Source organism: Anaerocolumna sp. AGMB13020 (genome assembly GCF_033100115.1).
Classification (GTDB): Bacteria; Bacillota; Clostridia; order Lachnospirales; family Lachnospiraceae; genus Anaerocolumna.
Map to the genome: position 1 here is coordinate 2,016,084 of NZ_CP136910.1, position 14,496 is coordinate 2,030,579.

The following is a 14,496-nucleotide window of genomic DNA, read 5'->3' on the forward strand; positions in this document are numbered from 1 at the left end:
AGAATAGCTGTTAATAAGCCGATAAACTGTTACTGTCAGTATACCCCAACAACTACATCGGCTGCAAGAGTGTTTGCCATGCCTTGTCCTCAAATAGAAAGCCTGGGATTTCATTTATTCAAGAACATCTACTATGAAATCATTTATGCATTCTTACCTTATCTGACACATATAAACAGCACCCGTTATTAATCCGGGTGCTGAAGTTATACGCATCAATATCGTTTTTATCTGCACACTAATGGTTCAGTACAAAATAAAGTCCTATGGATAAACCATATAAGATATAGACATGGGCCGGGTAAAACCAGTAGAATAACTTCTTATTCCCCTTTCCTCTTTCTCCGTTATACAAGAGCATCGGTATTGCCGCAAAGGCTCCCATCCATTCATAAGCAACGGTAAATAACATTTTTACTGTAATCTCAGGAAATAACGCCATCGGATAGACCACGTACAGCAGAAGGGTTGTAAGAAAGAAAACCAACGCCTGCCATTTACGTCTTTTACGAAACAGATACATTAATATACCCTGTAACACAAAGAATGTACCGCCATCTACAATCCAGCTATGTAAAGGAAGCACCGTAAAATGCAGCAGATTTATCATAAACAACGACCCCGGTACCAGGTTTGCTGTAATTATAGCCACAAAGGGCAGTATAATAGGTACGATAATAGCCGCTAAGCCTTTGCCCCACTTCTTTTTTGCACACCAGTCGAATCCCTGCAGGATAACCAGAAGAATCGTAAATGTTGCAAGCATCTGGTTCTGAGGATAAAAACCATCCGGCCGGTTTAACTTAAATACGATAAACAAATATTGCAGAAAGCTCATGACAATGGCAATTGCATATATCTGCAGAAAGTATTTTTTCCGGTTACGGGTATGGGTAAACCCTTCAATGACACAGAATAAAAATAAAGGTGCCGATAAACGTCCAAGCATTGAAAACCATTCCGGTATCTTACCTGTAAACCCCATAAAATAATGAATGTGATCCAGTACCATCAGAAACATGGCTATGTACTTTAGCTGAAATCCGGTTAAGCCTTTTTTCGTTGATTGTTCCATTTCAATTAATCTCCTTTCCTATCAGAGTAAGTCTAGCTTATATTTATAAGAATTCTATAAGGAAATAAAAATGTATCGTAATTTTCATTACATTTATCATTTTTATCCATGACATGCCACACTATAAAAAAACTGGGTTTGGATGAACCCATCGGCAATCTGGATTCCAAAACAGACAAAGAAATTATGGAGTTGTTCAGAAAAATTAATGTAACCTATGGTAAGACTTTGATTCAGGTTACTCACTCCAGCAGTTCCTCTCAATATGGCACTTCCATCATTCGACTGGTAGATGGGGAAATCATTGAACAATCTGACATTGCCTTAAATCCACTTAATGCAGCAATCTAAGCAGTTTTGCATAAAAAACCTGTTTTATTTGAACTAACCTCCCATAAATTAGAGGTTTTAGCCTAACTTATGGGGGCAGTTCAATTAAAACAGGCTTTTTACTTATACTAATTTGTGTACCAGGTAGCAAAGACACAATCCGAGCCTTCTGTCGCAAAGGTCTCAACAATATCCATATGACAGATTTTATCTGGAAATACGAGCTTATAAATACTTAATAATGTACCCTGGCAGCATCTGCACCAAGTCGTCGTGGGCGGTTTCTGCCAGCCTCCCTTGATTACATAACAGACACAGGAACTTCCGTAACTGAAGTGGGAATATATTTTTCCGTTGATATACTCGACTTTCTTCCCACACCTGCCTCTACCATTTAAAAATTCCGCAACTGCCTTTATATAGTCTTCGTCCTCCGCATATTTCTCACGAATCTCCTTAAAGTATTTTACATAAGGAGAATACTTATTTGCCTTGATACAGGCGCTTTCTTCTCTTACATGAATAAGTATTTCCGGACTAACTGTATTTTCAAGCCGCTCATTTACTTTCATTGCCCATTCAGCACTTTGAGCTGGGGTTTCCTGTCCAGTCAATTCATCAAGTCCACTCAGTATTTTATCAGCCTGCCCTTTACCCAGATACTGATCTAATGATTTCTTTAATTTTTCACAATGCTTTTTGGCGTTGTCCATTCTTCCCTCCGTTTTAACTTGATCTATTAACAGGTGCTTTCTTCCTTTATCTTTACCCATAGTTCCATTTTGGTCGCATCCGGGGTAATATCATGATATATTTCTGCCATAAAATATTCAGTGGTTATCGTATGTTTTGGGAGCCAGACACCAAACAGATAATCCCTTGCCTTATTCAGTGCTTCGTTTACAAGCAGCTGAAAATTCTCTGCCTCAAAGGTACAAATGATATAATTTCCCGCTGGCATGTCCCAGTTAATAAAATCTTCCGTAACCTCTTCGTCTTCTACTTCCCCGCCTGTAAAATAAGTAAAGAAACCTGGCTTTTCGCCGGGAGAAGAGACTCCTGCTTCCTGTCCGTTCCTTTTAAGTCCCTGAATGAAAGCTTTGTGCTCATGGAACTTGTCCCATAGCTCACCGAGCAGGTCCACTCCAGGTTCATCACCCATAGGATTCTGGATGCTGTAGCCCGTAAACCGCCTGGACTTAGATAGATAATATCTGGTTACCTCCAGGGTGATTCCTTCGGATATTAATGGAACATTTTCATCTACCATATAATAATTCAACGAAATGTCCGGCATTATAAAATGCGTTAAGGCACGGGGATTGGCTCGGTAATTTTCCGGTGTCATACCATAAATTGCTTTAAAGGCACGGGTAAAGGTTTCATGATTCTCAAATCCAAAACGATAAGCTGTCTCACTAATTCTGCTCTCCTTGTTCCCATTGAGATAATCGGCTGCACCAGCCAGACGGCGAAGCTTTACATATTCCATTACCGGCTTTCCCACCAGCCTGTTAAAAAGCCTCTGAAAATAAAAAGGAGACAAATATGCCACTCCGGCAAGCTCCTCCATATTTATTTTCTGAGATAAATTATTTTCAATATATTGTATCGTATTTTGAATCGAATTCCATGCTTCCATATAAGTACCTCCTCGTATTATAATACATAATTTTCCTTGATATGTAATTGACCTATAATGCTTTTTTAGGAAAGCTCATTTACCAGATTTTATATATTTCACTTAGAAGATTACTTATTTCTTCTAACCCTTTTTTCTCACTAAGTTGTGCTGCTTTTAACAATGACACTGCTTCTTTCCTTAGCTGCTCTGTGATAATACTATTTTTATTACTTACCGGTAACATCTGTGATAACTTAGTCAATGACTTTCCACAGGCTTCATAATGGCTGATTGCATTATCAAATTGATTTTCGAGAATGCCGATCCGCAGCTTACTTTCCTTTAGAAATAATACAGCCATATTCTTGCACTTTGACCAAAAAGAAGCATTGTAAGCAACCCCATAACTATCAGCTTGTCCGCTTAATAAAGCTTCCCACCACATTCTGTAGGCTTCCGTTCCCATTGTATACCCTTCATTCGGTGCATGAACCTCCGGATTACCTACATTAATTGCATATTCAAAAACATCCTTAATAGTCTTTAGATTATCAGAGATACTTCCCGGTCGTATAATATGAATCTCCAAACATCCCCACTCTGTAGCTCCCAACTCCTGATAAGGTTTAGGGCCAGTAACTTTAAGACTGTCCGGTTCTATATAATAGTAGCCTATTTCATCATATCCGGCTATTAAGTAGTACATCGGCTTATCAAGCTCCCAGGCATAGCAGGGAAGTCCCTTGTCTATGGAATCACGAATCATTAGCCAGGCTTCCTGCCGTTTTTCATCTATGTCAGAAACAGATTTGTAAAAGCCATAATTCTTAACAATTCCACCACAGTTACGAATCAATTCATCAAAACAGCCATTATCTCCCCAATACTCCGTCCCCATAAAAGAAACTTCTTCATTGATATTTAGCATAAAGGCATAGGGTGCAGATATCCAGCTTGTAGACACATGTATCCCGATATAATCCAGACTTGATTTTATACAGCCTACCAAAGGAGGTGTACAGGGAAAGTATTTGATCCCCGGTAGCATAACCGCTCCTTTTCCTATCTGCTTTTCAATGTATTTATTCGTATGTAGGCACAGAACTTCATCAACACTGACACAGAAGAGTTCTGCCAGTGCTGGCAATAATCCTGTATCGGGCAAAGTCACACCATTCTCCCATTTTGAAATCGCCTGGGGGGTAATATTTATCTGCTTTGCAAGATAGTCCTGTGTTATACCTTTCTTTTTTCTTAGTTCGAAGATCTTTTTCCCCACTGCCGTTTTATCAACCATATACCTACCTCCGAGTAATCATAAACTCATTATAATCGGCTTGTGTTATAATGTAAATTAACCGGTATTTAAGAAGAATACCAGATTGCTCGATTTTTGTTAACTAACAGGTGTTAGACAACCTCTCAGCTTTGTTATATGCTGTTTTTGTTTCAATAAATCAGGAGAAATTGGCTAGAAACCTAAAGACTTTTTATCAATAGTAAGAAATATCCAATTGAAGATTTTAATTCCTAATTCACGAAAGGAGCTAAAATGAATTTACAGAAAATTTGCAGACATATTGATGAAGGTGCTAACTTCTATCTTAGAACCTTAGGAAACGCAGAACATATGGAATACTTAGATAACGGCCTCTACTCCATTGTCAGACCCAGAGCCGGCCAGGAGGGATGTACTGCTCTTTTTGATATACGGCTGGAACATTTATCCGATGAAGCTATGAAAGTAAAGATTCAGGAAATTAAGAAACTAAATTTGCACACCTGGTGGGGTATTGGAATATCTGAAAAAATGCTAAGAGCCGTATATGGTGAAAACCTTCCCTTACCTGCAACCTTTACCAACGAAGAAGAAGGCTGTATGGCGATGCTCTGTGACGAAATTCCTCCGGCAAAGGAAGAAAATTCTCCCTTTACCGTTAGAAAAGTTACCACTCCGGATGAATTTGAAATATGGGCTGAAATCTGCAACCGTATTCTGCATAACAATTATCCTATGCTCCATCCTGTGAACCATTATGCACTGTGCAAGGAAGGTGTAATGTCTTGCTTTATTGCCCATGATAATGATGTTCCGGCCTCTGTCTGCTCCATTATTTATAACAAGGAAGGTGCCTCTCTGGAATTTGTGTGTACACTTAAAGAATACCGCTTAAAGGGACTTGCTAAAGCAGTATGTATTGCGGCCATACAAGAGGCTTTTTCAAAGAATTCTGAAATTATTACCCTGAGAGCACTGCCTGATGTCAAAGGAATGTATCGCAAACTGGGCTTTCAGCTCTATAATCATCCTGTTTTTTATCAGCCTGGTCAAACAATATAACCATATCCCCAATCCGGGTTAGGATATTCTTTACCAGGATCTCTTCTGGCCAAATAGGTTAAAGCAAACCGCAGCAAGGGCGTATTGATCTCATTTGTAATACTTAAAAGCTCTCCGCCCTCTAATATTGCTGCTAAAATACCAACCGTAAACGCTGTTGCCAGCCCACTGCCGGACAAAGGATAGAATCCTCCCTCCAGAATGGGCACAATCATATTTTCCCCTGGTGCAGCAATATCCGGTTTAGGCGTATTATTGGAAGTAAAACCTCTTCCAGCAGTGTCAGCCACCGTCAGCATAATTGCATTATAGGAAGTAACCGTAATCAACTGGGTTGCGTTTCCAGGTATTGAGATTGTAGTATAGATATTCGGATTCAGAAAATAAATATCGTTCTTCAGGAAATTTCTTATGGGAAGCCAGATATGGCAAAGGGAGACTACCCCCTCTCCTTCTTCTATCCGAAACCGCCACACCCCCTTGGAAGTATTCTTAAAACGCAGCAATATTAATTTCTTCTGAGAATATACCTCGCTGCCAAACAAGTCATAATAAATAATGGTATCTCCATATTCTATTCTGCCATTTCGGCTTGCTGCAAGCAGCGTATCAATACGGGAAACCGCGGTATTATCAGGTGAAAGAATAGTAAGACTCAGCGGATTCTGAATTAAGGTCCACAGCTCCATGGTAAAGTCCGTATTATCGCTTCCTATATTCAGCTCTGCCTGACTGTATTTCTCCTCTGCCGGTTTTATTTCAAGGAAATGAAGGTCTTGGTTGCCTTCATTTCCTACAGCCACTGCCAGCCCAACACCGTTGTTATTGCCGCACTCTGTTAAATACCTGCTCATGATGTCATTACCGTCATGAGCTCCCTGTGAAGAACTTAACCCCATACAGATGGCAATAGGCATATTTAATCTTTGAGCTGTTTCAATTAAGTATTTAACTCCAAGCATTATGTCATTCTGCTGATAGCAGACCGCATCCTCTTTAATACCATAGAAGTCTCTTAGATAATCTTTTGCGGTTTTTAACTTAACGATTACTAATTCTGCATTGATGGCAATTCCTGTAAAGGCTGAGCTCTCTGACCTATTTCCTGCTGCTATGGCAGCCATAGCCGTTCCTTCCCCCACATCATCCACACTTGGTACATAATCATAGGGATTCGCCTGCAAAAGAGCATAATCAATATCCTCCTTGCTGTACTCTGCCCCGTAACCAAAACCCCCAGGCTGATTCCCATACTCGCTTGTCTGATCCCAGATATATCTTATTTTCGTCGTTCTATCATTCTTTCTGAAGGCATCATTTCTATAATCTATTCCGGAGTCTACAATACCTATTAAGATACCATTACCTTTGATTTCCTCCAATTCGAACTGCTGTATGGTATAAGCACTTTCAATCACTTCATTTCGATAAGTTGTGATTCCATAACATGCCGGCATAGCAGAATATCCATATTGCTGCAATATATCATCTGTTATCTCCTCCACCGGTATATGAATTACTCCATATTGACTGTTTATATCCTGAATTACAGAATCCGCGAAATCACTTCTGTTTATGTTAGAAATTGTCCAATCCACTATCAGATCAGCGTAGTTCTGACTGGTTATTTCATTGATATTCTCATTATTCATGGACGTACTCCGTTGATACAGCTGACGAATGCTGTTTTCTTTACAATCCATCAGCTAGAATAGTTACTTTAATCTATGATACAAAAGGACACAATATTATAAAAATATACCGGCTTTGCCTGAGATTCCAAACAAATCCGGTATATTCTGATCTATCCAACAAAATTCATAAGTTCACAGTTAAATTTGTCTTTTTCATCATAAAAAAGTCCGTGTCCGCTTTCTTCGAAGGTTACAAACTTTGAGCCTTTTATACCTTTGTGCTGTGCCACCCCTAAGGGATATTTGCATACCTGATCGTGTATGCCATGCATAATAAGCGTAGGTACATTAATACATTTCATATCATCGAATAAGGTCTCATAAAGCCATGCACAAGCTACATAGGCCGTTGCCCAGCTTGCTGCTACTGCTCCCAGCGAACCAAACCACAGAGAAAAGGCTTCGGTAACCGGTTGATAGAAGAACATTTTTCCGAAATCATCAAGCATCTGAGGGCGGTCTTTATAAGTATTTTGAATAATTTCAATAACATCCTCCTCCTTTAAGCCATAGGGGAAATTCGGTCTTTGTATCAGGCTTGGTGCAGCAGCGGCACAAAGTACCAGCTTGGATACTCCATAGCCATTATGTCTGGCCATATATCTGATGGCTACCGCACCTGCCGTAGAATGCCCAAGCAAGGTCAGATCCTTGAGTTTTAAGGTCTCGATCACACAGCGTATATCATCGGCAGAAGAATCGTAATCATACCCGTAAACCGGCTTGTCAGATTTACCGAATCCTCTGACATCCATACCGATGCAGCGGTACCCCTTCTGTATCAGCTCATTATACTGATACTCAAATAAGTGATGATTAGCAGGCCAGCCATGCATAAAAAGAATTGGTTTGTCTCCCTGGGGATTGATATCATTTACATAAATCCTGACACCGGGTTCAACGGTAATATAGTACTCCATAATATTGCACCATAACGTTTTATTACCACTTTATTCAGGAATGGAATTTATGCCACAGTTTTTTACGTTTTTTTTTATTTATTATAGACAGATGCCAGAAAGGCGCTATACCTTCTATATTAAAAATTCAATATCCTCATTGGTTATTTATGCCTGTCACCACTATACATAAGATTTATCCATAAAATACTTTCGTCTATCTATATGAAAATTAGGACAAAGTATGACTGTGCAATATACTCTAATCGTGTATGATGTTATTCTTTACATAATTATAGGAGCATCCCACATTCAGCCCCTCGGATACCTTATTCATCTTTCGGGTATCACCAATTAAGATTGCCCCGACTAATTTATTCTCTAAGAAATAAAATTTCTCATAATTCCCGTCCAGGTCATTTCTGTATTCCAGAGCCTGATAATCTTTATCGGGAAGCTTACCGTTATCTCCTCCGGCAAATAATGCAGTCTTCATACCATGGAAGGTAAGCGCCGGCGGATAAATGTCATAGTATGTTTCCTCACCGGCGGCATTGGCTCCTGCGGTCTTTCCCATTTCAATTGCCTGAGCCCATACTCCATAATTTACACCCTTACATTCAGCACAGTCACCGCAGGCATAGATACCCTCTATATTCGTTTCCATTTTATCATTTACTTCCACTGCTTTTCCTATCTGTAATCCGGCTTCTTTTGCCAAACCCGTATTAGGAGTGATACCGCAGGAGAAAATAACCAGATCTGCCGCAAAGACTTCTCCGTTATTAAGTGCTACTCCGGTAACCTTCTCCGCTCCTGTTATTTCTGTTATAGCAGCGCCTACCCGGTAATCGATACCCACTTTTGCAATCAGGTTTCCCAACAGCCCACTTGCGGTTTCATCCAGCTGACGAACCATAAGCTGGTCGGCTGCTTCAAGAATAGTCACCTTACACAATTTACTAAGTTCCCAGGCAGTTTCAAGTCCTAATACTCCACCACCTATTACAACTGCCTGCTTTGCATTTTTACTCAGCGCTCTGATATCCTTTACATCCTGAAGATTCCTGATAACCTTAACACCTTTTTTGCCGCATCCTTTTATGGCGGGCACAAAGCTTTCAGCCCCAAGTGCATAGATACATTTATCGTATTTTATCTCTTCGTCATTACTCAAGATAACCGTATTATTAACGGTATCTATTCTTTTAATTTCTCTGTTCAGGCAGTTGGTAATCTGATATTCCTCATACCAGTCTGGCTGATGTATCAGGATCTCTTCTGAGGAATGAAACGTACTGAGTTTTTTGGTAAGCAGCGGTCTGTTATAGCTTAATTCCACTTCCTTTGATATGATAATAATCCGACAGGTATCATTCCGTTCTCGAATTGCTTCTGCGGCGCTGATACCCGCTGCCCCATTCCCAAGAATAATAAAAGTCTCCTGTGTATCTTTGCGATAGAGTATCTCTTCTCCGTCATAAGGTATAAAGTATTCTCTTCCTACTCCGCATACCGGACAGATATCTATTTCTGAATCAAATATTTCACCGCATACAATACATTTCACCAGTTTTCTTTTTCCCTTTGGCATGTTCGTTTCTCCTATTTCCCATTCTAGTATCATTGGATATTATGACCAGTTGTCCCAATTTCTATCATTATAGACTGTAAAAAGCCGGCGGTCAATGTAAGAAAAAGCTGTGTCCCAGAAGCCCTGATTGTATCGGACCTTAGAAGACACAGCTTTTTAATATCATTTATTTCATGTAGGATGACTTATTCATCATAGTAATTATATTCATATGGAACATTTTCAGTATTCTGATTATTATAACCTGATATTTCAAGATAAAAGGCAGCATGGGCAGCTTCCATATAAGGACTTACCCAGAGCAGCCCAATACCGCAGGTAAAGAGACCAACTATTATCCATCCGATAAAACTGACAGACAGGCAAAAGAACTTCCATTTATAACCCACCATCATTTCTTTGGATCTGCTGATGGCTTCCATAATGCCTACATCCGGGTCTTCAGCCATAATATAAGGGGCCATAGCATAACGAAAAGAAGCTATTATTCCTGGAATGATGAATAGCAGTGACCATAACAATACAAATAATTCCATCATAAAAAACAATCCAAAGGTTTTAATAATTATATGAAATCTGGCAAACAGATTCTCGAAACGGTAGTCTATTCCCTTTATAAGATTAATATAAAATAGATAAAAACCCATTCCTAAGGCTCCAGAGATCATAAAAATCAGTAATCTAAGAATCATATAAATCATAGCGCCTGCTGGTGTGGCATATACACTCGGTTCCTTATAGGTAAATATATCCTGAAAGCTGATAAATCCCCCCATAGCCAATATTATCTGGGGTATATAGCTAATTATTAATACAATTACAGCCATAGCAACACCAACGATAACCGCTAATGCCCAGTTTCCTTTCAGAGCTTCTCTTGCCCTGGCCCTGTAATCACTTGCTCTTAACATAAATGTCCTCCCTATTATGCTTTTGTGTTATCTTTATGCCCCAGCATTGATAATATTCCTCTTAAAGCGCTGATAACATTGATATTATAACACAAAAGAAGCAAAAGTCAATTTATGTAATATTATAGAATTTTTAAAAATTATTTCTCCTTTTGGGTATTTTATGACACCTTGGGTTCTTATCCATTACCTTATAAAATCATTTGATAAGTCTGCTAATATCCTCGGCTTCTTTCATCATAATTTTATAGAAATAACGCTGTACCAAAGAATAAATCAAGAAGAAAAACAAGCTGTTTGTAATAAATGCGGCAGGGTTCTCATAATTCGACCATTGAAAGAAATATGATACGGCAAGAAAGAACAAATAAAAAAGAACTCCCTCCACAATAACATACATCCGAAAGTAAAACACCTGCCCATAAGGCAGGTGCTCTGAATATTATCATCGTATATATTATTACAACGAATCAAGTCCTTTACTTCGGTTTTTTATAAAGCTTTCTCACCGCGCTCTTTGGTACGGATTCTGATACAGTCTACAATATCACTAACAAATATCTTTCCATCACCAAACTTTCCGGTCTGTGCAATTTCGATTATGGTATCAATAATCTCTTCCATTCTGTCATCCGGAACTACAAGTGTTATTTCTATCTTAGGAAGTGTGTTCATAATAATGGTATTACCTCTTACGTACTCTGTAAAACCATACTGTTTACCACAGCCAAGAACCTGATTGATCGTAAGACCATTAACCTGTTTTTTTAACAGGGCTTCCTTTAAAGGCTCCAGCTTCTCCGGTCTGACAATTGCTTCGATTTTCTTCATATACTATCTTCCTTTCTGACTGTTACTATCAATAATTAATCTAAACCGTTAAAAGAAGGATATGCAACTTCGCCGTGTTCAACCAAATCAAGTCCCTGTGCTTCTTCTTCCTGTGTTACTTTAATAGGCATTACTTTCTTAATGACAAAAACAATGATAAAGGTAGCGATACCTGCAAAGGCGATTGTAATTACAATACTTAAGACCTGAGCTACAAATAATTTAACCTCTCCAAATAAAAGTCCGTTCCACTGTGCACCGGAATTGATGGAAGTCTGAGTAAATAATCCGGTAGCGATTCCTCCCCAAATACCACCAAGACCATGGCAGCCAAATGCATCAAGGGCATCATCATAGCCAAATTTGGCCTTGATCTTTGTCATACCGAAATAGCAGATAGGGCTTACCAGCAAACCAATGATTAGTGATGCCCAGATAGGCACAAAACCTGCTCCTGGTGTAATCGCTACAAGACCGACAACAGCACCGGTACAAGCTCCTAAAATAGTAGGTTTTCCATGAAGAACCTTTTCAATAAGCATCCAGGACAGAAGAGCCGCTGCCGCTGAAGTATTTGTAGTTACAAATGCATGAGCCGCCAGTCCGTCTGCTGCTAAAGCACTGCCGCCGTTAAAGCCAAACCAGCCAAACCAAAGAAGTGCTGCACCAAGTACTACAAAAGGAATGTTATGGGGTTTGTAAGGTACTACTCCATATTCTCTGCGCTTTCCAAGTAAGATACAAGCTACAAGTCCGGATACGCCGGAGCTTATATGAACTACGTTACCACCGGCAAAATCTACTGCACCCAGCTCTCTTATAAGACCGCCTACGCTCCAAACCATATGAGCCAGAGGATAGTATACCAGTAAAGACCAGGCAGTTACAAAAACAAATAAAGCTGAGAATTTCATTCTTCCTGCTACTGCTCCACAGATTAACGCAGGAGTAATAATTGCGAACATCATCTGAAATGCTGCAAATACTGTCTCTGGAATAGTTCCGGCATAATCACCATTAGGCTCCATACCAACTCCGTTAAAAAATACTTTGCTAAAATCACCGATAATGCCGCCATGATCATTTCCAAAAGCCAGTGAATAACCAACTGCCACCCATAGAACAGCTCCAAGACCTAAAATAAAAAAGCAGGACATTAAAGTATTGATAGCATTCTTTCTTCTTTCCATACCTGCATAGAAAAATGCAAGTCCCGGCGTCATCAGGAGAACCAATGCACTGCTGACAATTATAAAAGCGGTGTTGCCATTATTAATTTCCATAATTTATACCTTCCTTTTGATAGTCTACGTTAATTTTATACGTTAATTCAGTACTTCTATACTTCGATAAAGCGTCCAGGCAATTAAAAAAGCAGCTCACGAAAGCAAAGGTATACGGCCGTCTGATACCAAATCCACTTGCTGCATAAACAAAAAAAGGCAATTACCCTATAAATATAGAATAATCGCCTTCGACTTTAATAAATTATACATCATATTTCTTAAATGTCAAATATAATTTTCTCCATCTTTCATTATCCTGCATTTTGCAGTATAAGATGATAGCTTTCCTAATTTCACTAGTGCAGAATGCACAATACAGATGGACAAATATGTATGATTATACCAAAATCACCATCAGCTGAAAAGTCCCTGGTAATAGCCGAATAAGTCCAATGCAAGGAGCAGACCCATTAGGATCAACAGTACCGCAGATATCTTCTTAATAGTCTCCATATGATTTCTTATGAAGCTGTTTAGAAATTTAAGATGAGGAAATAACATTGTCATTATAAGAAAAGGAATCCCTAACCCCAGTGAAAATAACAGCAGCAGGAATACTCCCTCATATAGTGTTGCTGTCTGAGAGGCTAACAGCAATGCCGAACCTAAGAAAGGACCAAGGCAGGGTGTCCAGCCAAAGGAAAATGCAAACCCAAAAATCATGCTGGAAAAGAACTTCAGGTTATGAGTGTTCACACTTCTTGTACTGGTTCTGTTCAAGAGCTTCAGCTTAAGAATCCCCATAAAATGCAGTCCAAAGATTATCATAATAACTCCACTGACCCGCTGCAGCAGTTCCTGGTATTCCCGCAGCAGCTGTCCAAGGGCAGATGCAGTGGCCCCTAAAATAACAAAGACCGTGGTAAAGCCTGCAATAAAACCCAGGGTATTAAGTAATAATCTTTTATTATTCTTTTTTTCCTCTGCATTCCCTCCAAGATACATGAGATATACAGGCAGCATGGGAAAGATACACGGTGAAATAAAGCTAAGGATTCCTTCTGTGAATACCAACCAGGCCAGGTACGGGGTCAGTTCTTCTGCCGTTTTCAGAAGCATTATTCTGCCTCCTCTATCATCTGGGCTACCTTCGAATATTCCGTTTTGCCAAGAACATAATCGGATAAACGCCCTTCTCTGTCGATTACAACAGTTGTAGGTATACTGTTTATGCCAAATATACCTCCACCAACTTCACCGGTATCATAAAGTATCGGAAAAGTAAGCCCCTCTTTTTCTATATAATTATTCGCTTTCTTTTCTGTTTCACGCTTTCCGTCGGTCTGATTCAACATTAATAGCACAGCATCCTCAGATGCTGCAAGTTCATCATATAACTTTTGAAATTCCGGCATTTCCTCTTTGCAGGGGGGGCACCAGCTGGCCCAGAAGTTAAGTACCACCACTTTCCCGGCATAATCAGAAAGGCTGACTTCTTCGCCTTCTGAGGACTTTAAGGTAAAGTCGGGCACGATAGGTTTTTCTTCTACTGCAGCATTCTCCTCCTTTGTGCCTATATCCTCTCCTTCCTGCTCAGACTGTGTATTGTTGCTATCCTCATTGAAGTCATTTTCTTCTGTGGTTTTATTTCCTTCTGTGGTTTTATTTTCTTCTGTTGCTTTATTTCCTGTCTGATTTTTTTCTGCCTTATCACAGGCAGTAAGCCCTACTGACAATAGCAGAACGGCTACAACCAGCATAAGGATTATGATTGTTTTTTTTACTTTACTCAAATATTGCTCCTTTCACTGAAAAGCCCCGGGAAGAAGGCTTTGTTGCTTGCTTTTACAGTACATTTCCATTATACTGTTTAAAGAAATAATTCATCACTGTTCTTTACAAGTTGAATTAATTTTAACTGTATTATGTGTGTCAAAAACATTTCAAGTACTGAGAAAGGTATGGTTATTA

General features: G+C 39.3%; 14 protein-coding genes. 2 read left to right on the forward strand and 12 right to left on the reverse strand.

Annotated elements, in window-relative coordinates; genetic code table 11:
* Window positions 1-238: 238 nt before the first annotated feature.
* The gene (locus tag R2R35_RS07945) at window positions 239-1,075 is read right to left on the reverse strand and encodes a TraX family protein (protein WP_317733965.1); all 837 of its coding nucleotides are present in this window, start codon (window positions 1,073-1,075) and stop codon (window positions 239-241) included.
* A 138-nt stretch (window positions 1,076-1,213) separates the two neighbouring features.
* Here R2R35_RS07945 and R2R35_RS07950 point away from each other — a divergent pair, with 138 nt between their 5' ends.
* Complete coding sequence (locus tag R2R35_RS07950) at window positions 1,214-1,426, forward strand: hypothetical protein (RefSeq protein WP_331670263.1); 213 nt, start codon at window positions 1,214-1,216, stop codon at window positions 1,424-1,426.
* 107 nt (window positions 1,427-1,533) lie between these two features.
* On the opposite strand, the gene R2R35_RS07955 is transcribed toward R2R35_RS07950, so the two are convergent.
* The 3 genes from R2R35_RS07955 to R2R35_RS07965 all read right to left on the reverse strand — a co-directional run bounded on the left by R2R35_RS07955 (window position 1,534) and on the right by R2R35_RS07965 (window position 4,326).
* Window positions 1,534-2,118, reverse strand: coding sequence for a hypothetical protein (locus R2R35_RS07955; RefSeq protein ID WP_317733966.1), 585 nt, complete (start codon window positions 2,116-2,118; stop codon window positions 1,534-1,536).
* Between the two features lie 26 nt (window positions 2,119-2,144).
* The gene (locus tag R2R35_RS07960) at window positions 2,145-3,047 is read right to left on the reverse strand and encodes an AraC family transcriptional regulator (protein WP_317733967.1); all 903 of its coding nucleotides are present in this window, start codon (window positions 3,045-3,047) and stop codon (window positions 2,145-2,147) included.
* 79 nt (window positions 3,048-3,126) lie between these two features.
* Window positions 3,127-4,326 (reverse strand): helix-turn-helix transcriptional regulator, encoded by a 1,200-nt coding sequence (locus R2R35_RS07965; protein ID WP_317733968.1) that lies wholly within the window; start codon window positions 4,324-4,326, stop codon window positions 3,127-3,129.
* Window positions 4,327-4,581: 255 nt separating this feature from the next.
* On the opposite strand from R2R35_RS07965, the gene R2R35_RS07970 reads away from it, so the two are divergent.
* Window positions 4,582-5,370 carry a GNAT family N-acetyltransferase gene (locus R2R35_RS07970; RefSeq protein ID WP_317733969.1) on the forward strand — a complete coding sequence of 263 codons (789 nt, stop codon included), beginning with the start codon at window positions 4,582-4,584 and terminating at the stop codon, window positions 5,368-5,370.
* On the opposite strand, the gene R2R35_RS07975 is transcribed toward R2R35_RS07970, so the two are convergent.
* From R2R35_RS07975 to R2R35_RS08010, 8 genes are all read right to left on the reverse strand, one after another.
* On the reverse strand, window positions 5,358-7,022 hold the full coding sequence (locus R2R35_RS07975) for a S8 family peptidase (RefSeq protein ID WP_317733970.1): 1,665 nt from the start codon (window positions 7,020-7,022) through the stop codon (window positions 5,358-5,360). The genes R2R35_RS07970 and R2R35_RS07975 overlap by 13 nt on opposite strands.
* Window positions 7,023-7,174: 152 nt before the next feature.
* Complete coding sequence (locus R2R35_RS07980; protein ID WP_317733971.1) at window positions 7,175-7,984, reverse strand: alpha/beta fold hydrolase; 810 nt, start codon at window positions 7,982-7,984, stop codon at window positions 7,175-7,177.
* A gap of 241 nt (window positions 7,985-8,225) precedes the next feature.
* The gene (locus R2R35_RS07985) at window positions 8,226-9,557 is read right to left on the reverse strand and encodes an FAD-dependent oxidoreductase (RefSeq protein ID WP_317733972.1); all 1,332 of its coding nucleotides are present in this window, start codon (window positions 9,555-9,557) and stop codon (window positions 8,226-8,228) included.
* A gap of 185 nt (window positions 9,558-9,742) precedes the next feature.
* Window positions 9,743-10,468, reverse strand: a complete 726-nt coding sequence (locus R2R35_RS07990) for a DUF975 family protein (protein WP_317733973.1) — start codon at window positions 10,466-10,468, stop codon at window positions 9,743-9,745.
* A gap of 492 nt (window positions 10,469-10,960) precedes the next feature.
* Window positions 10,961-11,299, reverse strand: coding sequence for a P-II family nitrogen regulator (locus R2R35_RS07995; RefSeq protein ID WP_033164880.1), 339 nt, complete (start codon window positions 11,297-11,299; stop codon window positions 10,961-10,963).
* Window positions 11,300-11,334: 35 nt separating this feature from the next.
* A complete protein-coding gene (locus tag R2R35_RS08000; RefSeq protein WP_334309126.1) occupies window positions 11,335-12,576 on the reverse strand; it encodes an ammonium transporter in 1,242 nt (413 codons plus the stop codon).
* Window positions 12,577-12,939: 363 nt separating this feature from the next.
* The gene (locus tag R2R35_RS08005) at window positions 12,940-13,644 is read right to left on the reverse strand and encodes a cytochrome c biogenesis CcdA family protein (RefSeq protein WP_317733975.1); all 705 of its coding nucleotides are present in this window, start codon (window positions 13,642-13,644) and stop codon (window positions 12,940-12,942) included.
* Window positions 13,644-14,318 carry a peroxiredoxin family protein gene (locus R2R35_RS08010; protein ID WP_317733976.1) on the reverse strand — a complete coding sequence of 225 codons (675 nt, stop codon included), beginning with the start codon at window positions 14,316-14,318 and terminating at the stop codon, window positions 13,644-13,646. Before R2R35_RS08010 ends, R2R35_RS08005 begins: the two co-directional genes overlap by 1 nt.
* Window positions 14,319-14,496: the final 178 nt, after the last annotated feature.

Bases quoted from the DNA above. Each gene is read 5' to 3' on its own strand.
- R2R35_RS07980 (WP_317733971.1), bottom strand. From the start codon at position 7,984: ATGGAGTACTATATTACCGTTGAACCCGGTGTCAGGATTTATGTAAAT.
- R2R35_RS07955 (WP_317733966.1), bottom strand. From the start codon at position 2,118: ATGGACAACGCCAAAAAGCATTGTGAAAAATTAAAGAAATCATTAGAT.
- R2R35_RS07945 (WP_317733965.1), bottom strand. From the start codon at position 1,075: ATGGAACAATCAACGAAAAAAGGCTTAACCGGATTTCAGCTAAAGTAC.
- R2R35_RS08005 (WP_317733975.1), bottom strand. From the start codon at position 13,644: ATGCTTCTGAAAACGGCAGAAGAACTGACCCCGTACCTGGCCTGGTTG.
- R2R35_RS07970 (WP_317733969.1), top strand. From the start codon at position 4,582: ATGAATTTACAGAAAATTTGCAGACATATTGATGAAGGTGCTAACTTC.
- R2R35_RS07990 (WP_317733973.1), bottom strand. From the start codon at position 10,468: ATGTTAAGAGCAAGTGATTACAGGGCCAGGGCAAGAGAAGCTCTGAAA.
- R2R35_RS07985 (WP_317733972.1), bottom strand. From the start codon at position 9,557: ATGCCAAAGGGAAAAAGAAAACTGGTGAAATGTATTGTATGCGGTGAA.
- R2R35_RS07965 (WP_317733968.1), bottom strand. From the start codon at position 4,326: ATGGTTGATAAAACGGCAGTGGGGAAAAAGATCTTCGAACTAAGAAAA.
- R2R35_RS07975 (WP_317733970.1), bottom strand. From the start codon at position 7,022: ATGAATAATGAGAATATCAATGAAATAACCAGTCAGAACTACGCTGAT.
- R2R35_RS07960 (WP_317733967.1), bottom strand. From the start codon at position 3,047: ATGGAAGCATGGAATTCGATTCAAAATACGATACAATATATTGAAAAT.
- R2R35_RS07995 (WP_033164880.1), bottom strand. From the start codon at position 11,299: ATGAAGAAAATCGAAGCAATTGTCAGACCGGAGAAGCTGGAGCCTTTA.